12 protein-coding genes are annotated in these 22,012 nt (G+C 58.9%); 5 read left to right on the top strand and 7 right to left on the bottom strand.

Features of this window, described 5'->3' with window-relative positions:
* The first annotated feature begins 32 nt into the window (after nucleotides 1–32).
* On the top strand, nucleotides 33–1,289 hold the full coding sequence (locus JEM67_RS17745) for an MFS transporter (RefSeq protein WP_013813602.1): 1,257 nt from the start codon (nucleotides 33–35) through the stop codon (nucleotides 1,287–1,289).
* A gap of 65 nt (nucleotides 1,290–1,354) precedes the next feature.
* Here the strand turns inward: JEM67_RS17745 and JEM67_RS17740 are convergent, their stop codons facing one another.
* Together JEM67_RS17740 and JEM67_RS17735 are read right to left on the bottom strand one after the other, a co-directional pair.
* Nucleotides 1,355–1,927 (bottom strand): phosphoglycerate mutase, encoded by a 573-nt coding sequence (locus JEM67_RS17740; RefSeq protein WP_199634742.1) that lies wholly within the window; start codon nucleotides 1,925–1,927, stop codon nucleotides 1,355–1,357.
* Nucleotides 1,928–2,123: 196 nt separating this feature from the next.
* The gene (locus tag JEM67_RS17735; RefSeq protein WP_013813600.1) at nucleotides 2,124–4,499 is read right to left on the bottom strand and encodes a glucose/quinate/shikimate family membrane-bound PQQ-dependent dehydrogenase; all 2,376 of its coding nucleotides are present in this window, start codon (nucleotides 4,497–4,499) and stop codon (nucleotides 2,124–2,126) included.
* 731 nt (nucleotides 4,500–5,230) lie between these two features.
* Here JEM67_RS17735 and JEM67_RS17730 point away from each other — a divergent pair.
* Together JEM67_RS17730 and JEM67_RS17725 are read left to right on the top strand one after the other, a co-directional pair.
* Nucleotides 5,231–15,274, top strand: a complete 10,044-nt coding sequence (locus JEM67_RS17730) for a non-ribosomal peptide synthetase (protein WP_199634743.1) — start codon at nucleotides 5,231–5,233, stop codon at nucleotides 15,272–15,274.
* A gap of 164 nt (nucleotides 15,275–15,438) precedes the next feature.
* Entirely contained in the window at nucleotides 15,439–16,428 is a 990-nt protein-coding gene (locus JEM67_RS17725; RefSeq protein ID WP_199634744.1) for an aldo/keto reductase, read from the top strand.
* 45 nt (nucleotides 16,429–16,473) lie between these two features.
* Here JEM67_RS17725 and JEM67_RS17720 read toward each other — a convergent pair whose 3' ends face one another.
* Complete coding sequence (locus JEM67_RS17720) at nucleotides 16,474–17,367, bottom strand: LysR family transcriptional regulator (RefSeq protein ID WP_199634745.1); 894 nt, start codon at nucleotides 17,365–17,367, stop codon at nucleotides 16,474–16,476.
* A gap of 247 nt (nucleotides 17,368–17,614) precedes the next feature.
* Here JEM67_RS17720 and JEM67_RS17715 point away from each other — a divergent pair, with 247 nt between their 5' ends.
* Nucleotides 17,615–18,010, top strand: coding sequence for a (R)-mandelonitrile lyase (locus JEM67_RS17715; RefSeq protein WP_199634954.1), 396 nt, complete (start codon nucleotides 17,615–17,617; stop codon nucleotides 18,008–18,010).
* A gap of 64 nt (nucleotides 18,011–18,074) precedes the next feature.
* Here the strand turns inward: JEM67_RS17715 and JEM67_RS17710 are convergent, their stop codons facing one another.
* Both JEM67_RS17710 and gabD read right to left on the bottom strand, forming a co-directional pair.
* Nucleotides 18,075–18,443, bottom strand: a complete 369-nt coding sequence (locus JEM67_RS17710; RefSeq protein ID WP_199634746.1) for a glyoxalase superfamily protein — start codon at nucleotides 18,441–18,443, stop codon at nucleotides 18,075–18,077.
* 96 nt (nucleotides 18,444–18,539) lie between these two features.
* On the bottom strand, nucleotides 18,540–20,015 hold the full coding sequence (gene gabD / locus JEM67_RS17705; protein WP_199634747.1) for an NADP-dependent succinate-semialdehyde dehydrogenase: 1,476 nt from the start codon (nucleotides 20,013–20,015) through the stop codon (nucleotides 18,540–18,542).
* 189 nt (nucleotides 20,016–20,204) lie between these two features.
* On the opposite strand from gabD, the gene JEM67_RS17700 reads away from it, so the two are divergent.
* Nucleotides 20,205–20,420 (top strand): glycogen synthesis protein, encoded by a 216-nt coding sequence (locus JEM67_RS17700; protein ID WP_199634748.1) that lies wholly within the window; start codon nucleotides 20,205–20,207, stop codon nucleotides 20,418–20,420.
* A gap of 46 nt (nucleotides 20,421–20,466) precedes the next feature.
* On the opposite strand, the gene JEM67_RS17695 is transcribed toward JEM67_RS17700, so the two are convergent.
* Both JEM67_RS17695 and JEM67_RS17690 read right to left on the bottom strand, forming a co-directional pair.
* Nucleotides 20,467–21,381: a pyridoxamine 5'-phosphate oxidase family protein gene (locus JEM67_RS17695; RefSeq protein ID WP_199634749.1), complete on the bottom strand. Its 915-nt coding sequence runs from the start codon at nucleotides 21,379–21,381 to the stop codon at nucleotides 20,467–20,469.
* 5 nt (nucleotides 21,382–21,386) lie between these two features.
* Nucleotides 21,387–22,004 (bottom strand): glutathione S-transferase, encoded by a 618-nt coding sequence (locus JEM67_RS17690; RefSeq protein ID WP_199634750.1) that lies wholly within the window; start codon nucleotides 22,002–22,004, stop codon nucleotides 21,387–21,389.
* Between the last annotated feature and the right edge of the window lie 8 nt (nucleotides 22,005–22,012).

The following is a 22,012-nucleotide window of genomic DNA, read 5'->3' as shown; positions in this document are numbered from 1 at the left end:
TTCCCGCGCCGTTAAAAATGGGATGGTGAGCCATGTTTTATTTGAAAAACAAGAACTTTTGGATCTTCGGTGCCTTCTGTTTTTTCTATTTCTTTATTATGGGCGCGGTGCTGCCGTTCTTTCCTATCTGGCTGCATGACGTCAATCATCTCGATCAGCAACAAACCGGGCTGGTGTTCGCCGGCATGGCGCTGTTTGCCCTGGTGTTCCAGCCGATTTTTGGCTTCGTCACCGACAAGTTTGGCCTGAAGAAACACCTGCTGTGGATGATTATCTTCCTGCTGCTGTTTCTGGCGCCGCTGTTTATCTATGTGTTCTCGCCGCTGCTGCAAAGCAACTTTTTGCTGGGCGCACTGCTGTGTGGCATTTATCTCGGCTTGGTGTGCAGCGGCGGTTCGCCGGCGATTGAAGCCTATATCGAAAAAGTGAGCCGCCGCAGCCAGTTCGAATATGGCCGTGCCAGGCTGTTTGGCTGTATCGGCTGGGCGATCTGCGCCTCGATCGTCGGCTACATGTTTACCATTAACAATCAATTCGCGTTTTGGCTGGCCTCGAGCTTCGCGCTGGTGTTGGCGGGCTTGCTTTACCTGTTCAAACCGGAAGAGAACAACACGCTGGCGGTGGCGGACGGCTTGGCGCTGAACCACAAACCCATCAAGCTGAAAGCGGCGTTGGGGCTGCTGAAGATGCGCAAATTCTGGTGTCTGGTGATGTATATTGTCGGGGTGGCCTGCGTGTACGACGTGTTCGACCAGCAGTTCGCCAACTTCTTCACCTCGTTTTTCCGCGATCGGCATGCCGGCACCCAGGCATTTGGCTATGTCACCACGTTGGGCGAGTTTCTTAACGCTTTTATCATGTTCTTTGCGCCGTTGATCATCAACCGCATCGGCGGCAAGAATGCGCTGCTGATTGCCGGGGTGATTATGTCGGTGCGGATCATCGGCTCATCGCAGGCGGACTCGGTGACCGCGGTGATTTTCCTCAAGACCCTGCATATGTTTGAGGTGCCGTTCCTGCTGGTGGGCATCTTCAAATACATCACCACCCAGTTTAACGTTAATCTCTCCGCGTCGATTTACCTGTGGGGCTTTTGCTTCTTCAAGCAACTGTCGGCCATCGGCATGTCCTATGCGGCGGGGATGATGTACGTCAATTACGGCTTCAAAACCTCTTACCTGATCCTTGGCTGCATTGCGTTGCTGTTTACCCTGATCTCGGCCTTTGCCCTGAGCGGCAAGGCGCGGGTATTGAAGGGGGAAGGCACGTTGCCGCTGGCGGTGAGATAGCAAAAACCGTAGCAGGTGTTGTACCTGTGGCCCCAAGGCTGCTATGGCTATTTGTTGGCAGCCATTCAGGCGGATGTCGTTAAGGGGTCGGCAAGCCGATACACCCTGGCGTTCCAGTAGCTGTTGCCTGACTGGCTGTGAAGCTTCCAGCCGGCCGTTTTCAATTTATTGGCAATCAGGCTGTTCATCACGCCGTGTCCCAACAGCAGTACCGCCCCCTGAGACGCCGCGAGATCGGCCAGTTTGCTGCTGGCGGCCGCGGCGCGTTTTTTGGCTGATGACAGGGATTCGACATTTTTCGCGTAGCCGCACAGCCACAGGAGACGAAAAATCACCACCCAATGCAAGGGGCGTAAACGTAACAGCGGTACAGATAAAACCGGCAGCTCGGCTTCGCAGAACAGGGCGTCGCTCTCGTGGGGGTGCAGGCCCAGCAAGGCCAGTGAAGCCAAGGCTCTTGGCAGGGTGCTGGCGACGACATACCGGGGTTGAGAAGACAGCGTCCTGGCGTTTTCGGGCGGCGTATCGGCGATGCCCGCAAGATTGTATTGATCGATCCAGGCGCGCATCTCACGGGCGCGCTGAAGCTTGTCGGTATCGATGTTTGGCTGACCATGACGCAGTAGAATGATGTCCATTTATCGCCCTCCCTTCGGCGGCGCATTATGGCACAGCGCCGATGTGTCGGCAGCGGTTTGCACGGCCTGGCGCACCGGATGCTAATCCGTTTGCTGCCTGCGGGGTGAATTTATTGCGTATTGAGATTCGGGGGGCGCTATGGGGGAGATAGAGCACGCCGGATGGCGTGCTCCAGGGTAGGACTCTCTTGGGCGATTATTTCTCGTCCGGCAGAGCGTAAGCGACGATGTAGTCGCCCAGCTTGGTGCCGAAGGAGCCATGTCCGCCTGCGGAAATCACCACGTACTGCTTGCCGTTAACCTCATAGGTCATTGGCGTGGCCTGACCACCGGCCGGCAGACGCGCTTCCCACAGTTTGTCACCGTTGGTTACGCTGAAGGCGCGCAGGTAGTTGTCCGCAGTTGCGCCAATGAAGAACACATTACCGGCGGTAGAAACCGGCCCGCCCAACATCGGCATGCCCATCTTGAACGGCAGCGGCAACGGAGAGCTGTCGCGCACGGTACCGATGCGTTTTTTCCACACGATGTCGTTGGTTTTCAGGTCTACGGCGGAAATATAACCCCATGCCGGCTGTTTGCATGGCAGGCCAAACGGCGACAGGAACGGGTTCAGGGTCACGCCGAACGGCACGCCATATTGTGGCTGCACGCCGGCTTCAGTGCCGCTGCCGCCTTTGTCGTCGGCTGGCGGTTCAATCGGGTTGCCCGGGCCGCGTGGAATCAGTTTGGAAACGAACGGCAGCGCGATCGGGTTGGCGATGGCGATTTGACGATCGGTATCGACAGACAGGCCGCCCCATTCGAACATGCCGAGGTTGCCCGGGAACACCAGCGTACCCTGCTCGGAAGGCGGGGTGAAGGTGCCTTCGTAACGCATGCTGTGGAACATCACCCGGCAGACCAGTTGGTCATAGATGGTAGCGCCCCACATATCCGCGCCGGTCAGTTTTTTCTCCGGACGGAAAGTCAACTCGGAGAACGGCTGGGTAGGTGACAAGCGGTCGCCTTTGGCCGGGCCTTGCGGGACCGGTTTTTCTGGCGCCGGCACCACCAACTCGCCGTTGGTGCGGTTCAGCACGAAGATATTGCCGGTTTTTGTAGGTACGTAAATCACCGGCACCTTGTTGCCGCTCTTGTCGGTGATATCCGCCAGAGTAGGCTGAGCCGGCACGTCCATATCCCACAGATCATGGTGCACGGTCTGATAGAACCAGGCCAGCTTACCGGTGGAGGCATTCAGCGCCAGCAGGCCGCTGGCATAACGCTCCATTTCCGGCGTGCGGTCGCCGCCCCAGATATCCGGGGTGGTCACGCCCATCGGCAGATAGACAATGTCCAGTTTGGCGTCATAGGCGGCTGGCGCCCAGGAGTTCGGTGAGTTCGGCGTGAAATGGTGCTCGTCCGCCGGGATGGCGTTCGGATCTTTGGCACCCGGATCAAAGGCCCACAGCAGTTTGCCGCTGTTGACGTCAAACCCGCGGATCACACCCGAAGGCTCACGGTTGGAATAGTTATCGGTAACCGCACCGGCAACGACAATCACCTTATCGGTGATCACCGGCGGCGATGTCGGCTCATAGTGGCCTGGAGTCGCATACGGCATATTGCTTTGCAGATTCAACTCGCCGTTATTGGCGAAGTCGGCGCATGGCTTGCCGGTTTCCGCATCCAGAGCAAACAGACGGCCATCATTCACCGGCAGGATAATGCGGCGTGCGCACTGTGCCGGAGAGGCCTCGGCCGTTGCGCCGGCCGCTGCGGTGGTTTCATGGTAAGACACGCCGCGGCAGGTGATGTGTTGGAAGGTCGGGTTGAATTTCAACTGAGGGTCGAACTTCCACTTCTCTTTACCGGTGGCGGCATCCAGCGCGAACAGCTTCTGGTGAGGCGTACACAGATAAAGCGTGTCGCGGATTTTAATCGGGGTGACTTCATTGGTGATTTCGCCCGGATCGTTGGCGGTTTTCAGGTCGCCGGTCTGGAAAGTCCAGGCTTCCTTGAGTTGGCCCACGTTTTTGTCGTTGATCTGGCTCAGCGGGGAATAGCGAGTACCTTCCTGCGTGCGGCCATAAGCCGGCCAGTCGGCGGCAGACGCATCCGTTTCGGCTTTGACCTGCGCCGGTTCCAGGGTGCCGTGGATCTCTTGCGGATCGTTAAACACCGCATAAGCCAGAACGCCCACGGTAATCACCAGCGCGATGCTCAGAGCACCGTACGCCAGCTTGCCGTTGGCGATAAGCCGACGATAGATAAAAGGCAACACCAGCCACAGGCCGAAGAAGAAGGTGACGTCCAGACGCGGCGTCAGTGCCCAGAAATCCGGGCCGACTTCCCACAGCGCCCAGACCGTGGTACCAAGCAGAAAGAGGGCGTACACCAACAGCGCGGTGGCGCGGCGGCGGAACAGCAGCCAGGCCGTGACCAGCAATACCACGCCGGCGATGATGTAGTACAACGAACCGCCGAGCTTAGCCAACCAGATGCCCCCGGCCAGCAGATAGAGCCCGCTCAACACGGCGAACAGCGCCGTTATGATGACGAGCGGCGACAATGACGCTTTATTTTGCATAGTATTATCCTTACCAAAAATGAAAAGTCCCCGATTTAGAGATTAAGCTAAATCAAAAAAAACACTCGGTTTCTCCTTAAAAAACCAGGGTGACGCAAACCCTGTCCCGCGTTTTTGCCTCAGGGCGCTTTACCTTCTCCAAAGGGGGCGCTGCCACAGGTGATAGCCTGGGTTGCCGCCCGGTCTTGGTTTTATGATTGGTCAACCGATCATTGTTACCGGTAACGGTGCGAGAGTATCCGGATGCTTCCAACGGGTGTCAATGCCCGACAATTTATTTCCCTAGCTATTGCCGTACAGATGCAGGGGATATTTGACAGGTCGCCATTGGGCTTAAGGGGCGGTTTTCAATTATTTCGTTTTTCTCTCGGAACTTTCTCATCTCAGGTGCACTTTTCACGCTTCAATTTAAATATAAATAACCAATGCTTTGATTTTTTTTATTTTAAAATTCTATTTGTTCTTGGTTGTTATTATTGCTCTTGTTTTTTTATTACTTTATAAATTTGGCGGAAATATACCTGATTTATGTTTTATTTATTGTTTTAATTGTATTTTATTTATTTTTATTTTGCGTGTTATTTGTGTCAAAAATAAAATAATATTCGATCTCATATTTTCTTAAGTGTTTACATTAACAGGTCGCCTACTTTGCATGCGGAGGCGCTGCCGTGCTGCGCCAATGCCGCCAAATATATAACCATGGATTATAACTAAAAGGGATTGAATTAATGAAAGTAATTTCCGCCTCGCCTTATACCCAAACTTTTTGGAATGAATATATTCTTAACCCACAATCATGTGAATACAACTTGGTGCTTGACCAAACCATCGAGGGTGCTCTGGATATCAATCGTCTGCGTGCTGCGGTGGAGCGCATGAGCCGGGATTATCTTCTTTTCCACCATGTGCTGGATGATAAATACCCGCAACTGCGGTGGGTAAAAACGACTAAGAACATCACCCTTGAAATAGTCGCGGCCGATTGTGACGTCAGCAAGTTGGTCAATACGCCTTTCGATCTCAGAGAAGGGCCGCTGTGCCGGTTTTATCTGATTGAACTGGCGCCGCAACGCTATAATTTTATTATTATTGTCCACCACGTATTGGTCGATGGTCTTGCCGGCCAAGAGTTTTATAATGTCATTTCCACGTATTACAATAATCCGAGCGCAGCAGAATTGCCGACCGGCAGCATCGATAGCCTCAATGGGCTGTATCGACAATATGAGGACGATATTTCAGGGCTCAGACAAGCATTCAATTCGCGCGCCTTCTGGCGCGATATGCTGGCTGACTGCCCGCCACGCGTGGAGCTGCCTTATCTCCCCGATCCTTCCGTTTCAGCGGGCAGCGCCGGCGAAGTCCGTTTCTCGTTGCCTTTTTCCGAGTGGCAAAGTCTGAAGTCCGGTATCAAATACGCCAATCCTTTCCTGATATTCAAAACGCTGTGGGCGCTGCTGATTGCCCGCCTGTCGCCGCAGGAAAGGGTGTATATCGGTTATCCCATCGCTGCGGAGGGCGGGAGCGCGTTGTACTACGGCGCTCAGGTCAACACCGCCGTTTTTCCGCTGACGCTGTCGCCGGGGGCCACCTTCAGCCAGCTATACCGGGCGACCCTGGGCTACAGCAAAGCGCTAAAAGCCACGGGCAAACTGCGACACAGCAAATTGCCGATTTACGACATGTTGGGGCAAAGCCAGATCCGCCAGTTGAACGTCAACTTTACCCAGGCTTATCTCAAGGATGCGCCGTTAAGTCTCGGAGAGTGCAGGGTTGACGTTAATCACCGTTTCAACGTTGATCTGGCCGGTTCCGAGCTGCTGCTGGAGTACCAACCTTCCGAACGCGCTTTTGAATTCAGGTTGCGTTACCGGTCGGATTTGTTCGATGAGACGCAGATGGCTGAAATGGCGGAACAGTTCTGTCATCTGTTGCGCAATGCCCTGAACGAACCGGATTCGCCGATCGCTTCGCTGCCGCAGTTGACGCCGCCGCAGACCCGCCGTTTAAACGATCACTGGGAGAGCGGTGAGGATGCGCCATCGCAGCAGGCAATGGTCTTGTTCGCCAGCGTCGAAAGGCATGCCCGCCTCTATCCTGAGCGCATCGCACTGACCGACGCCCGCGTTGAGCTGAGCTACGGGCAGTTGGCGCAGCGCAGCGATCAACTGGCGCAGCGGCTACGCACTGAATACCTGAGACTGCACGGCGAGGAGATGCTTCCGGATACGCCGATCCCGCTGTATTTGCCGCGCAGTGTGGATGCGGTGGTGGCGATGTTGGCCATCATGAAGGCGGGCGGCGCCTATGTGCCGTTGGATCCTGAGGCACCGGCACAGCGGCTGGCTTACATTCTGCAGGACGTGAACAGCCCGATTATTATGACCGAAACCGCGCTGCAAGCCGCAGTACAGCAGTTGTCGCCGGCAAGCCACTGTCTGTTGGCGGATGTGCAGTTGCAGGAAGGAGGGGTGATTGCGCTACCTGTCGTGCGTGCGCAGCAGTTGGCTTATGTGATTTACACCTCCGGCACCACCGGGCGGCCAAAGGGCACGCTGTGCGAACATCAGGGGGCCGTGAATATGATCGAGGGGCATACCCGGCGCTTGCTGCACCGGGAGCACGGCGTGCTCAACGGTTTGCAGTTCGCCTCGCTGGCCTTCGATGCGCACGTGTTTGAAGTGTTCGTGGCGCTGAGCAATGGACACCGTCTGTTTATCGCCAGTGAGCAACAACGCCGGGATCCCGCGTTGCTGTGCGGGCAAATGGCGGTATGGCAGATTCATTTTTGCTTCCTGCCGCCGGCGTTGCTCAACACGCTGCCGGCGCTACCGCCCTCGGTGCGCCATCTGGCCATGGGAGGAGAAGCGGCCTCACGGGCGGTGCTCGATCATTATCTGGCAAGCGGCCTGCAGGTGGTCAATATGTATGGACCGACCGAAGCTTCGGTCAGCGTCAGCCTCAACCTTTATCGCCGCAACGGCGCGCGCAATATCGGCCAGGCTATCGCTAACATGCGCTGTTACGTGGTGGATGAGCATTTTAATCTGCTGCCGCTGGGGGCTGAAGGCGAGTTGTGCCTGGCCGGCATCGGCCTGGCGCGGGGATATCTGAACCTGCCGGAACTGACGTCCTCCGTTTTCATTGCCAATCCTTTCAGCCAAGAGGCGGATTACCGCCGCCTGTACCGCACCGGCGATCGGGTGCGCCGCCTGGCCGATAACAGCCTGGAGTATCTTGGCCGCCACGATCAGCAGATCAAGATCCACGGTTATCGCATTGAACTGGGTGAGATAGAAATGCAGATGCGCGCCATCGAGGATGTGGCCGAAGCGGTGGTGGCCGCGCGTCCGGGAACGACGACGCAGTTGGTGGCCTGGTATGTGTTGCAGCCCGGCAGCCGGTTGACCGCCGACGAAATCCTCCAACGGCTGGCGGCACAGTTGCCGCACTATATGCTGCCGACGGCGCTGATGGCACTGCCGTCGATCCCACTGACGGTAAGCCGGAAAGTGGATTACCGGGCATTGCCGGAGCCGACCCCGTTCGAACGACAAGGTGCGTTCCGCCAGCCGGGCACCCCGTTGGAAAGCCAGTTACTGGCGCTTTTCAACCGGCTGCTGGGCTGCCGGGCGGGCATAGACGATCACTTCCTCCGCCTGGGCGGCAACTCCATCATGGCCATCCGGCTTTGCCACGAAGTCAATAAGCTGCTGGGGGTGCAGATCTCGGCGTTGACGCTGAACCAGCATCCGACGGTGGCGACATTAAGCGAATATATCAACCGGCAGCAACAGGTATCGGAAGATACGGCGATTGTCGCCAGCGGGCAGCGGGAAGCGCCGCTGTCGTTCCAGCAATCCCGGCTGTGGTTTATGCAACAGTTGTCGGGCGGCGCTACGCACTATCTTTCCCCGGTGCTGCTGCGGCTGTCCGCCGGGGTTGACTGCGAGCTTTTCATTAAAAGCCTGCAGGCGCTGGTGAGCCGTCATCAGGTGCTGCGCAGTCTGATCCGTCAGGATGAGTGGGGGGAGGCCAGCCAATGGGTAAGCGAGGAGGTATTGCCGGTACCGTTCCACCTGCTGAGCGCCGAGGCGTTTTCCGTGGCGCTGTCGCAAGCGCTGCAACAGCCGATGGATCTCACCTGCGAGCTGCCGTTGCGGGCGACGCTATACCGCTATCCTGAGCCTACGGGAGGCGAGACCGCCGCCTGCCTGCTGATGTTCCACCATATCGTTTTTGATGGCTGGTCGCTGGAGGTGCTGCTGAAAGAGCTGGACGCGCTCTATCGCCATTTCCAGCGTTCGCCGACAAACCTGCCTGCGATGCCGGGCCTGCAGTATCTCGACTACGCGCTTTGGCAGCGTGCGCCGGAGAACGCGAGCCGCCAGGCGGACGATCTGGCCTTCTGGCAGCGAGAGTTGGATGGTTGCCAGCAACTCGATATCCCCTTGGATTTCGTCCGACCCACCGCCTTCGACGTGCGCGGCGACAACAGCGAAGTGACGCTGTCGGCGGAACTGGTCGCCTCGCTTGACGGGCTGGCGCGCAGAGAGGGCGTTACGCTGCATGCGGTGCTGCTGGCGGGCTTTACCCTGTTGTTATCGCGCTATACCGGCCAGAATGATGTGATGGTGGGCACGCCGCTGGCTAATCGCGACCGGCCGGAGCTGGAGGGGGTAATCGGGTTCTTCGTCAATACGCTGCCGCTGCGCAACCGGTTGGATCATCAGCACAGTGTAACGGCGTTTATCCGCCAGGTTGCGGCCACCACGCTGCAGGCACAGCAGCATCAGGAATTGTCGCTGGAGCTGTTGGTCGACAGCCTGAAGCTGCAGCGCGACTTCTCGCGTCATCCATTGTTCCAGGTGATGTTCGCACTGGAAAGCGGAGCCAATGCGACGGAGCGTCCTGACTGGCTGTCGGTGGTCGATCTTAGCGACCATGAGCGGACCGCCAAGTTCGATCTGACCCTGACACTGGTGCCGGATGAGCAGCGGCTGCGTGCCCGTTTCAACTTTGCCGTGGCGCTGTTCAGCCAGGCGTCGATAATGCGGCTGGCAGGTTACTACGTCGCCATTTTGCAGCAGATGGCGCAGCATAACGATTGGCCGCTGGAAAACATCTGCTTGCAGCCGCAGCGCTCGCTGGCGCAGCCGGTGCCGGCTATTCCCGGCGCAGTCGAGCGCACCCTGCAGCATGACTTTATCCGCCATACCCAGCGTAATCCGCAGGCGGTGGCGGTGATCGATGAGCTGGGCGAAATGACCTATGGCGAATTGTACGAGGCGGCGCTGACGCTTGCCACCCAACTGCGGCGGCAGGGGCCAATCGTCGGCGAGGCCATCGCTATCATTGCCGACAAAGGGCGCCGACAACCGGTCGCCATGTTGGCGGCGCTGATGTGCGGCAAGGCGTTTCTGCCGATGGATGCAAGCTGGCCGTTGCAGCGGCGGTTGGCGGTGATGGCGCAGGCCGGGATCAATACGCTGTTGAGCAGCGCGCCCTGGCCGACCCGCGAGATTAACGTTATCGAACTGGGTACCGACGGCCTTGCCCTCGGGCTGCCGGTATCTACGCCGCTGCTGCCAGCGATCGATGCCGCCCCGGACAGCCTGGCGTATATCATTTTCACGTCGGGTTCGACCGGGACGCCAAAAGGCGTGGCGATCGAGCACCGCAGCGTGGTGAGCACGCTCGACGCCACCCGGCGTTATTTTGCCCTCGATGAACGGGATCGCAGTCTGGCGATCAGCGCACTGAGTTTTGATTTGGCGATCTACGATATTTTCAGCCCGCTGAGCGCCGGCGGTGCGGTGGTCATGCCGGGCGAATGGGACCGGGTCAACCCGCAGGCCTGGTATCAATTGATGATTGATCACCGGGTTACGGTATGGCTCAGCGCCCCGGCGTTAATGGAACTGTTGCTGGACTATGTCAAAGGGGCAGGGCTGATGTCCGGCCCTGAGCCGGCGCTGCGTGCGGTGATGGTGGGCGGCGACTGGATCGCCACTTCGCTTCCGGCGCGTTGTCGCGAGTGGGCGCCGCGCAGCCGCTTTTTCAGCGCAGGCGGCGCCACCGAAGCGGCGATATTCTCGATGTTGTACGAGGTGCAACGCGAGCAAGCGATTTTGTCAGCCAGCATCCCCTACGGCAAACCGCTGGCCTACCAACGCTGCTATATCCTGGACGCCTGGCTGCGACCGGCACCTGAAGGGGTCAGGGGTGAGATTTATCTGGCCGGTGCAGGGCTGGCGCGGGGTTACTACGGTGATCTGCAGCGAACCGCAGACAGTTTCTTTTGGCATGAACAGCTGCAGGATCGCGTCTATCGCACCGGCGACGCCGGCCGTCTGCTTGAAGACGGCAATATTGAGTTTTTGGGGCGCCTCGATCAACAGATTAAGCTTAACGGCTACCGTATCGAACTGGGCGAAATTGAAAATATTGCGCTGTCTTATCCCGCCGTCACCGCCTGCTGCGTGGTGTTGATTACCCAGCCACAGCCCTATCTGGCCACCTATTTTGTCGCCGACGAAGCGACAGATACCCGAATGCTGGCGCAGCATCTGAGCAGCCAACTGCCGCAGTATATGATGCCGCAGGCGTTTATCCAGTTGGAGCGGTTACCGCTGACCGAGAACGGTAAAATTGCCCGCCAGGCGCTGCCGCTGCCGGAGAGGGAAGCGCGCGAATTCGCCGCGGCGGAAAATGCCTGGGAGAGTACCTGCGTTGCCATCTGGCGCGAACTGCTGCAACGGCCGGACATCAGCGTGGAGGATAACTTCTTCTCGCTGGGCGGCAATTCGATTCTGGCGATCCAGGCTTGCTATCAGATCGGCCGGCGGTTGCAACGTGAGGTCACGCTGAGCGAACTGGGGCAGTTCCCGACCATCCGCTCCCTGTGCCAGGCCCTGCGGCAGCTCGGCGGCGGTGAAGCGCCGCTATCGATACCGGCGTTGCGGCGCGAGACTTACCCGCTGTCGTCTGCGCAGATGCAGCTGTGGTTTATCGAAAATCTGAACGGCGGCAGTAATCTCTATCATGTGCCGATGCTGTTCCGCCTCGACGAGGATGTCTGCCTGACGGCCTATGCCGACAGCCTGCAGGCGATCGTCGCCCGCCATCAGGTGTTGCATAACCTGATTGACCAGACGCACTCCCACATTGCCGTTTCTCAATCTTGCATGCAGACGCTGTGCGTGGAGCGATTGACGATCGACGCACAGCGCTGGCGGGATCGGCTGAAGCAAGATATCGACCGGCCGTTTGCACTGGATACCGAACTGCCGATCCGAGCCTTTATCTATGAGCTCATGCACCCCGACGGTGGCCGCGAGCGTTACAGCCTGATCCTGGTGCACCATCTGGCGTTCGACGGCTGGTCGCAGCGGCTATTTGTGCAGGAGCTGGACTGCCTGTATCAGGCGCAGCGACAGGGGCGCCCACCGGCGTTGCCGCCGCTGGCGCTGCAGTATGGCGATTATGCCGTCTGGCAGCAGGAGTACCTGGCATCGGCGCAGGCCGAAGGGATGAAGTCCTATTGGCGGCAACGGCTGGCGGGGTGGCAAACGCTGGAGATGCCGCTCGATTTTGTGCGCCCGGCCCAGTTCGACCACCAGGGCGCCAATCACGCCATCAGCCTGCCCGAGGCGTTGATCGCGCAGGCGGAGCATTTTGCGCACCGTGAAGGGGTAACGCCTTTTGCGTTGTACCTGGCGGCGTTCAACCTGTTGCTCGGTTGCTTCAGCGGTCAGCAGGATATTCTGGTCGGCACGCCGGTCGCCAATCGCCCGACGGAGGAGACGCGCTCGGCGATCGGCTTTTTCGTCAACACGCTGCCGTTGCGTTCGCAAATCGACGACGGCCAGCCGTTGGCCGACTACGTGCATCAGGTATTCGACGGCGTGCTACAGGTGCAGAAATACCAGAACCTGCCGCTGGATCACCTGATCGATCTGCTGCAGATGTCGCGCGATCTGTCACGGCATCCGCTGTTCCAGGTGCTGTTCGTGCTGGAGGATGACGGCGCGCAGCCGTCGTCGCCGGAGTGGCTGAAGCCGCAAAGCCTGATGGAACACTATCAGGCGGCGAAGTTTGACCTGACGTTGAGCATCCAATTGGCGAAGGGTGCCGGGCAGGCGGTATTCAACTACGCCACCGCGCTGTTCAGCCCGGCCACGCTGGAACGGCTGTCCGGCTATTATCTGGCAATCCTGCGGCAAATCGTCGAACACGGCGAATTGCGTGTCAGCCAACTGGCGCTGGTGCCGGAAGAGGAGGTAGCGCACCAACGAGCCCTCCGCCAGTCCTGCCTGCCGTACTATGACTTTGAGCGCGCCATCCATCATGATTTTATCCAGCAGGCCGCCCGCTATCCGCAGAGGGTGGCGATCGTCGACAGCCTGGGTGAACTGAGTTATGGCGAACTGTACCGGGCGGCGCTGACTCTGTCGCTGCAACTGCGTGAACACGCGGATATGACGGCCGAAACCCTGGCGGTAATGGTTGACAAGGGGCGGGCGCAAATTATCGCGGTGCTGGCGGTGGTGATGTCCGGCAAGGCCTACCTGCCGCTGGACAGCGCCTGGCCGGAACGCCGTTGCCTGGACATTATCGACCAGTCGCAGACCCGGGTGATCCTCAGCAGCAGGCCGTGGCGGGAGACCGGCGGGGCCAGAGTGCTGGTTGTCGATCCGCAGGGTGCGGTGGCCGAATTGCCGCCCGCGTCGCCGGGGGAACCGCTGTTGCCGGCACCATCCGCGCTGGCCTACGTGATCTTTACCTCAGGTTCCACCGGTGCGCCGAAAGGGGTGGCGGTAGAGCATCGCGGCGCGGTGAACAGCATTATCGATACCCTGCGCCAACTGGATCTCGGCGCGGAAGATCGAGCGCTGGCGCTCAGTGCCTTGAGTTTTGATATCTCGGTGTTCGACCTCTTTGGCCTGCTGTCGGTGGGCGGCACCCTGGTGATGCCGTCCGAAGCCGAACGCTATCAGCCGCAGGCTTGGCATCGCTTGCTGATGACTCAGGGCGTGACCTTCTGGAATTCGGCACCTTCGGTGATGACCCTGTTGGTCGAGCAACTTGAAGCCGGGGCCGCAGAGGCGTGTTGGCCGGCCCTGCGCAATGTGGTGCTGGTGGGCGAGGTTATTTCCCGGCAACTGCCTGCCCGCATTCGCCAGTGGCGACCGGGTTGCCGGGTGATCAGCGCCGGTGGCGCAACCGAAAGCTCCATTTGGTCGATCCTGTATGACATCCCGGAAACGCCGATAACCGCGCCCAGCGTGCCCTATGGACAGGCGATGGCGCACCAGCGCTTCTATGTGCTGGATCGCCATCTGCGGCTGCTGCCGCCTTGCCTGCCGGGCGAACAATACATCGGCGGGGCCGGTGTGGCTCGCGGCTATTATCGCAATCCGTCGCTGACCGACGAAAAGTTCATTTATCATCCTGAACTGGGGGAGCGGTTGTATCGCACCGGTGACGCAGGCCGCTATCTGCCGGACGGCAATCTGGAGTTTTTGGGGCGGATGGATTTTCAGGTCAAAATCAACGGTTACCGGGTGGAACTGGCAGAGGTCGAACAGCGAGCGCTGGCGTTTGGCCCGATAAAATCCTGTTGCGCCCTTGTGTTGCAGGAGGCGTCACAACACCGGCTGGCGCTGTATTACGTCAGCGATGAAGCGCTGGCGGAACCGGCGCTGCTGACGTTTATGAGCCAGCGGTTGCCGTTATACATGATCCCTACCGCGCTGATGCGCCTGGAGGCCTTGCCGTATAACTCCAGCGGCAAGCTGGATCGTAAAGCGCTGCCTGCGCCGGCGGCGCGTGAACTCAATGACTATGTTGCGCCGGGAAATGCGCTGGAACAACGGCTGTGCGCGCTGTGGCAACAGGTATTGCAGTGCGATCGGGTCGGCATGACGGACGACTTCTTCCAACTGGGCGGCACCTCAATTCGGGCGATTTCGTTGTGCCTTAGCATGGCGGAACTGCTGGGCACGCCGATCCCGGTGGTCAGGCTGTTCCAGCACCGTACGTTGAAGAACCTGCTGGCGGCAGGTGAGCAGCCTTTGGTGATGCCGCTCAATCGGCCGGTCAGCGATGCGCCTGCGCTGTGGATGATTCACCCGGCGCTGGTGGGCGCGGAAGCCTTTCATTCCCTGGCTCAGGAATTGCAGGGGGAAATAAACTGTTACGGTATTGATAATTATAATCTTTACCACAGACCGGCCATAGATTCTCTCGGTAACATCGCCGAGCTGTATCTGCGTGAAATGACCGCCAACGGCCTGCTGAACCCGGCGGGGCCGATACACATTTTGGGTTGGTCATTGGGGGGCATCATTGCGTTGGAGATCGCCGCCAGGCTGGAGGCTCGCGGGTACCGTAGCGTTCGTCTCTGTCTGCTGGACAGCTTCTATCGGCAAACGTCGGCAGAGCTGCCGCTTGAGCAACTGCTGTCGGCGTTGGGCATTGAGGGCGATGCGGCCCGGCGCGCTATGTCGGTGGCGCAGGCTGAACAGCGCCTGGCGGGGGGAAGGCTCAGCCGCAGGCTGCAAACTACCCAGGTGACCCTGTTCAAGGCGATGCAGGTGAATCCGCAACTGCCGCAAGGCGTGATGGAGCCGTTGCTGGCGATAGCGGACAACGGCTTGAGCGCCGTTTGCGAACGTTTGACGGTGATCCCGCTGGCCTGTCACCACCACAACATTCTGCAATGCGGGGAGGAGATAAAGGCGGCGCTTAACGCAGGGCAAGGACGCTAATGGGGAAGGCGGTAGGCGCCATCGTCTGATTCATGAGTCAAACTCATAAACTCAAGCGGATTTGCTCCATAGTCACCGTCGCCACGCTCTTCTACAGTAATCACATGATAATCGGCCCCCAGAAAGCACATCGGGGGCCAGTGCGATTCACCCGGAGGAATGAAATGCAAACACGCAAATTGGGCAATGGCGGTCTGGAAGTCTCGGCGTTAGGGTTGGGTTGTATGGGCCTGAGCTTCGGTTACGGCCCGGCGACCGACAAGCAACAGGCGATTGCCCTGATTCGTTCGGCCGTAGAGCAGGGCGTGACCTTTTTCGATACGGCTGAGATCTATGGCCCGTTTACCAATGAGGCGCTGGTGGGCGAAGCCCTGGCACCGGTGCGCGATCGCGTGGTGATCGCCACCAAATTTGGTTTTGAACTGCCGCAGCCGGATGGCAAACAGGTGCTTGATAGCCGCCCTGAACATATCCGCCAGGCGGTGGAAGGATCGCTCAAACGCCTCAATATCGAGACCATCGATCTGCTTTATCAGCATCGGGTCGATCCCAACGTACCGATCGAGGACGTCGCCGGCACGGTAAAGGCGCTGATCCGGGAAGGGAAGGTAAAACACTTCGGGCTGTCGGAGGCTGGGGCGGAAACTGTCCGTCGCGCCCATGCGGTGCAGCCGGTTGCGGCGTTGCAGAGCGAGTATTCGCTGTGGTGGCGCGAGCCGGAGCAGGACATTTTACCGACGCTGGAAGAACTGGGCATCGGTTTTGTGCCGTTCAGCCCGCTGGGGAAAGGCTTCCTCACCGGGGCGATCAATGAAAATACCGCCTTCGACAGCAGCGATTTTCGCAACATCGTGCCGCGCTTCAGCGCCCAGGCGCGCAAAGCCAACCAAAGGCTGGTGGACGTGCTGGGGGTGATAGCTCAGCAAAAGGGCGTGACTTCGGCGCAGATTGCGCTGGCGTGGCTGTTGGCGCAGAAACCGTGGATTGTGCCGATCCCCGGCACCACCAAGCTCCATCGTCTTAGCGAAAACCTCGGTGCAGCGGCGGTCGTGCTGGCGGCGGCTGAACTGAGCAGTATCGAAGAGGCGCTTGCCGCCATTGAAGTGCAGGGCGCGCGTTATCCGGCGCATCTGCAAAAAAACGTCGGGCGTTGATTAAACCCCGCCTGCCAAGCTTGTCGGCAGGCGGGCTACCAACGATTAGCGCTGATGGCGCAACGCCTCGACAAACAGGGCGAAAGCGGTGGTGTGCTGTCTGCGGCTGGGGTAATAGAGGTAATAGCCGGGAAAAAGCGGGCACCATTCATCGAGAACGCTCACTAAACGGCCATTGGCCAGCTCTTCGGTTACGGTATCCTCCGGCACAAAGGCGATGCCGAAGCCGAGCAGCGCCGCGTCAATGCGTTGGCGCAGGCTGTTAAAGGTCAGTTGACCCTCTACGCGCACTTTTATCTCACGCCCGTCTTTTGCAAACTCCCAGGCGTAGAGCCCGCCCATAGTGGGTAAGCGCATATTGATGCAGCGATGGTTTTGCAACGCCTGCGGCGTGTTCGGGATGCCACATCGCTCAAAATAGGCAGGGGAAGCGACCGGCACCATGCGCATATCCGGCGCTATCCGCACGGCGATCATGTCTTTGGCCACCTGTTCGCCCAAACGGATCCCGGCATCAAAGCGGTCGGCGACAATGTCGGTCAAGGTGTTATCGACCGTGATTTCGACATTAATGTCCGGGTAGTCGGCCAGAAATGACTTCAGCATCGGCCAGAGCACCGAGTCGACGGCGTGTTCCCCGGCGGTGATGCGAATGTTTCCCGCAGGCCGTTCACGCATCTCGCTTAAGGCATCCAGTTCGCTTTCGATTTCCGCAAAACGCGGGCCAAGACTGTTGACCAGCCTTTCTCCGGCTTCGGTAGGAGCAACGCTGCGCGTGGTGCGGGTCAATAGCCGCAGCGCTAGCCGCTCTTCCAGGCCCCTAATGGCATGGCTTAATGCCGATTGGGAAACGCCGAGTTTGGCCGCCGCTTTGGTGAAGCTGCGTTCACGCGCCACGACAAGGAACGAAATCAAATCGTTAAAGTTTTCTTTTAACATGCGGCGCCTTAGCGTTGGGCGGATCGATACCGGTATTCTATACGCTTGCCGGGGCGGTCACACCCGATCACTTATGAATTAAACTCATAGGTCCTTGCGTATTTTGCCATCTAGTTCCGATGGCGGTGCGGCGTTATCTTTCTCTTTCGCACCATATTAACGGGAGCACCCAGTGAAATTACTCGCAGCGTCTACCCTTATCTTGTCCATGTCAGCACCGGCAGCCATTACCGAAACGGAGGAAAAAGTGAAAATTCAACGCAGCGGTTCCCTGCCATCCCGACCAGGTCCGGAAGATTACTTTACCGGCCACGTGCGGATTGATGCGCCTTTTGCCGGCACTGAACCGGCCCGCGTGGGCGGCGCCACCGTGACCTTCGAACCCGGCGCTCGCACCGCCTGGCATACTCATCCGCTGGGGCAGACGTTGATCGTCACCCAGGGGCGCGGTTGGATCCAGGTGTGGGGCGACCCGATCCAGGAGATGAATCAGGGCGATATCGTTTGGATCCCCGAAGGCGTCAAGCATTGGCACGGTGCCACCCCGGAAACCGCCATGACCCATATCGCCATTGCCGAATCCCTCAACGGCAGCCCGGTTGACTGGATGGAGAAGGTTAGCGACGAGCAATACCGGCAATAAGAGCGTCGGCGTACACCGGGGAATTGCCTGAGTGCTGAAGCGATAAACGCTTGTTTAACGGCGGTTACGCATTGTCAGCTTGCTCGCAAAAGCGCAAACAATTGCCGAAGGGATCGGTGAGGTTTAACTGTTTTCCCCAGTCAAGGGTTTCGACCCCCGGACGGGCGTAACGGTACTGTTTCGCCAATAGCTCCCGCTGCAAGGCATCGATATCGTGGGTTGGAATGAACACCGCTGAGCCGGGCGTACTGTCGCCGTAGTGCTCGCTGAGATGCAGCGTCAGACCGGAACGTGATATTTGGGCATAAAGCGGCAGGTCTTCGCTAAAACGGTGCTCCCAATCCAGCGTGAAACCGAGAAAATCCAGATAAAACTCTTTGGCTTTTTCAACCGAGAAGATACGGATAATGGGAATGGCGGCGGAGAATTCCATGTGAGAGTCCTTGAGAAGCCCCTGACGGGCGATACAACGTAGCAGAAATGGCAGCAGATTAGCCAGCGTTCAGCCCCCTTGCGGGGGCCGGTGACATCAGATACCCAGCCCGCCAAGGCACAGATATTTGATCTCGAGATAATCCTCTATACCGTACTTCGACCCCTCGCGCCCCAGGCCGGAGTTTTTGACCCCGCCAAAGGGGGCGACCTCGGTAGAGATCAGCCCTTCATTGATGCCGACAATGCCGTATTCCAGCGCTTCGGCCACGCGCATCACCCGGCCGATGTCGCGGCTGTAGAAGTACGAGGCCAGGCCGAACGGTGTGTCGTTCGCCAGTTCGATGGCTTCGGCTTCGTGCTTAAAACGGATCAAGGGCGCCACCGGGCCAAAGGTTTCCTCATGGAAGATTTTGGCGTGCCTCGGTACGTCGGTCAGGATGGTCGGCGTATAGAAGTTATTGCCCAGCGCATGAGGCCGGCCACCCAGCAGCACCGAAGCACCGCGCTTCACGGCATCGGCGATATGCTCGCTGACTTTCTCCACCGCCTCCCGGTTAATCAAGGGGCCGATAGTGACGCCGTCGTCCATGCCATTGCCCACTTTCAGCTTCGCCACCGCGGCTTTCAGCTTTTCCGCAAAAGCGTCGTAGACGCCTTCCTGCACCAGAAAGCGATTGGTGCATACGCAGGTCTGGCCGGCGTTACGGTATTTTGAGGCTACTGCCCCGGCGACGGCGGCGTCCAGATCGGCATCGTCAAACACGATAAAGGGCGCATTGCCCCCCAGTTCCATGCTGGTTTTTTTGATGGTAGGCGCACACTGGGCCAGCAACTGTGCGCCCACCTCGGTGCTGCCGGTAAAGGAGAGCTTGCGTACGTCCGGGTTCGCGGTCAGTTCGCCGCCGATCGCTTTGCTGGGCCCGGTAATCACGTTGCAGACGCCCGCCGGTAAACCGGCGCGTTCGGCCAGCACTGCAATCGCCAGCGCAGAGAAGGGGGTCTGGCTGGCGGGGCGGATCACCCCGGTGCAACCCGCGGCCCAGCCGGGGCCGGCCTTGCGGGTGATCATCGCCGCCGGGAAATTCCACGGCGTAATGGCGGCAAATACCCCGATGGGCTCTTTTTGCACGATAATGCGCCGGCCGGGCAGGTTTTGCGGAATGGTGTCGCCGTAAACGCGTTTTCCCTCCTCGGCGAACCATTCGATAAACGAAGCCGCATAGGCAATCTCACCGCGGCTTTCTGCCAGGGGTTTGCCTTGTTCTGCGGTCATGATGCGCGCCAGATCGTCCTGGTTTTCCATCATCAGTTCGAACAGGCGGCGCAGCTTGCCGGCACGCTCTTTGGCGGTCAGCGCGCGCCAGGCTGGCTGGGCTTTTTTGGCGGCGGCTATTGCCTGCGCGGTTTCTTCGGCGCCAAAGGCCGGCACCTGGCCGACCAACTCGCCCGTGGCCGGGTTATGGATCTTGATGGTCTGGCCGTCTTTGGCCTGCAGCCATTGCCCATCGATGTAGTTTGCTTCGCGAAATAGCGCGGGATCTTTGAGGGTGGCGGAGAAGGTCGTGCTCATCGGTTATCTTCCTTTTCAGAATGCCAAACACTGTGGTCTGTCTCAAATATTCCTCTTTACCCTAGCAAACTTTGCCGCATCCATTTGCTGCCATGCGCACCTTCTGTACAAAAAATACTCGTCGCTGGGACGATACTGAACTCAGTAAGCATATGACCCTTTTCGAGATAACAAAAAGGAGTGTGCAGAATGGTAAATTCAGTGAATCGGCACCTTGCGGCCTACAGCAGCAACATGGATTTTCTCGCTTCCAGCATTGCGCTGATGGAGTGGCAGGGGCGCGAAATTGACGCCGCCGAGGTGGCCGGCAATATGTCGGAATCGCAAAGTCGTTTGTTTTTCGAGCGCCTGAGCTATTTTCGGCAGCTTTATCAGGCTGCCTCGATGGCGGAACACAGCGTATAAATCCTTATTGAATCGACCTCGCTAAAGCGGGGTTTTTTATGGCGTTTTACACCTGCCACACCCCAGTGTTCAGCGTGGCCGGGGAGTATTCCAGGTTGCGGCCGCGCCAGGGCAGAGCCTGCGGGAAACGCCATGCACTGTGCATATCAAATCGCCAGTAACGTTCCGCCCCCTCCACTCCGTAGTCGATGTCCGTTTGCCAGAGGATCTGCGTTTCCCCTTGCAGATGCAAAATATCGCCGTTGTCGAAATCGATAAACAGCAGTGCCGCCTGGGGTTGGGCCAGCAGATTACCGAGGGTGTTCATGTAGCGGTTGCCGCGAAAGTCCGGGATCCACAGGCTGTTGTCCGTCAGGTGGATAAACCCCGGCTTGCCGCCACGGTGCGATATATCCATGCCGCCCTGCGCCAGCCCGGTGTGAGCGCAACTGGCGACGAAAAAGGTGTCCGCCCGCCGAATCAGCGCCTGCGCCTCAGCATCCAGCGCAGGAAGATATTCAATCGGCGCAGGATCAGCGGCCACCGGGTAAAGCTCGCGCCGCTGGATATATTGCGGGCAGTTGCCAAAGCTTTGCGTGACCTCGATTTCAATGCGGTTCTTATCGGTGCGGCCAATCACGCCGTTGGCCCGGTTGCGCCTGCGGTTGCTGAAATCCAGCCCCAACGCGCCAACCAGTTTGCCGCTTTGCAATGCGGCCTGCGCCGGATCGTCGTTGCGGCGCGGGGCGCTGATACGCAGGTGAGTATCATCCGGCGTGCGCAGAAAGCCGGGCGGGCCGCTGAACAGCGTAGCGACCGGCCAGCCCTGATCGTCCAGCGTGGCGACGAACAGGTAAGGCAACGCGGCGAAGAATTCCCGGTGCTGCTCGGGCATGGCGGTATAAATACCGGCACCCACGCGATCAAAACCGGCCAATGCCTGGGCGCGCACTTCATCGGGGTGGAACAGCGGCTGTGTCATCAGCGTTACCTCGCGGTGGGTTCCGGCAGCGCCGGCATGGCGAAGAAACCGGGCAGAGCGGCGATGCGCGCGACCCAACGCCGGATCGCCGGATAGGGTGCCAGCGAGATGCCGCCTTCCGGCGCTACTGCCACGTAACTGTAGCAGGCCAAATCACCGATAGTGGCGTGTTCCGTCGCCAGGAACTCACGTTCCGTCAGATGCTGTTCCATTTGCGGCAGGAAGCGTGCCGAGATCGCCAGCGAAGCCTGATAATCGTCCGGAGCGGAAAACTGGGCAATCATCCTGCTGGAGGCCGGGCCATAGCGCACCTCTCCGGCGGCTTTGGACAACCACTCTTGCACCTGTGCCGAAGCCTGCGGCGTTTCCGGCAGCCAGTGGCTGCCCGGCGCGTAGCGTTTGACCAGATACACCAAAATGGCGTTGCTGTCGACAAGTGCCAAATCGCCGTCCACCAGCACCGGGATTTGGCCCTGAGGGTTAAGACGGCGGAAAGCCTCGCTCTGGCGCACGCCGGCGGGGGCTTCGATAAATTCGTACGGCAGGTTAAGCATGCGCAGCAGTAACGCCACGCGATGAACGTGGCCGGAAAGCGGGGTGCCGTACAGTTTGAGGGTTTGCATGGTGAGGC

The organism is Serratia sp. PAMC26656 (genome assembly GCF_016469055.2).
In the GTDB taxonomy this organism is placed as follows: Bacteria; Pseudomonadota; Gammaproteobacteria; order Enterobacterales; family Enterobacteriaceae; genus Serratia; species Serratia plymuthica.
Note: the sequence above shows the minus strand (reverse complement) of the source record. Positions and strands in the feature narration are given on the sequence as shown.

Excerpts from the sequence above, each read along its gene's own strand:
- JEM67_RS17745 (WP_013813602.1), top strand. The coding sequence starts at position 33 with ATGTTTTATTTGAAAAACAAGAACTTTTGGATCTTCGGTGCCTTCTGT.
- JEM67_RS17740 (WP_199634742.1), bottom strand. The coding sequence starts at position 1,927 with ATGGACATCATTCTACTGCGTCATGGTCAGCCAAACATCGATACCGAC.
- JEM67_RS17735 (WP_013813600.1), bottom strand. The coding sequence starts at position 4,499 with ATGCAAAATAAAGCGTCATTGTCGCCGCTCGTCATCATAACGGCGCTG.
- JEM67_RS17730 (WP_199634743.1), top strand. The coding sequence starts at position 5,231 with ATGAAAGTAATTTCCGCCTCGCCTTATACCCAAACTTTTTGGAATGAA.
- JEM67_RS17725 (WP_199634744.1), top strand. The coding sequence starts at position 15,439 with ATGCAAACACGCAAATTGGGCAATGGCGGTCTGGAAGTCTCGGCGTTA.
- JEM67_RS17720 (WP_199634745.1), bottom strand. The coding sequence starts at position 17,367 with ATGTTAAAAGAAAACTTTAACGATTTGATTTCGTTCCTTGTCGTGGCG.
- JEM67_RS17710 (WP_199634746.1), bottom strand. The coding sequence starts at position 18,443 with ATGGAATTCTCCGCCGCCATTCCCATTATCCGTATCTTCTCGGTTGAA.
- gabD (WP_199634747.1), bottom strand. The coding sequence starts at position 20,015 with ATGAGCACGACCTTCTCCGCCACCCTCAAAGATCCCGCGCTATTTCGC.
- JEM67_RS17700 (WP_199634748.1), top strand. The coding sequence starts at position 20,205 with ATGGTAAATTCAGTGAATCGGCACCTTGCGGCCTACAGCAGCAACATG.
- JEM67_RS17695 (WP_199634749.1), bottom strand. The coding sequence starts at position 21,381 with ATGACACAGCCGCTGTTCCACCCCGATGAAGTGCGCGCCCAGGCATTG.
- JEM67_RS17690 (WP_199634750.1), bottom strand. The coding sequence starts at position 22,004 with ATGCAAACCCTCAAACTGTACGGCACCCCGCTTTCCGGCCACGTTCAT.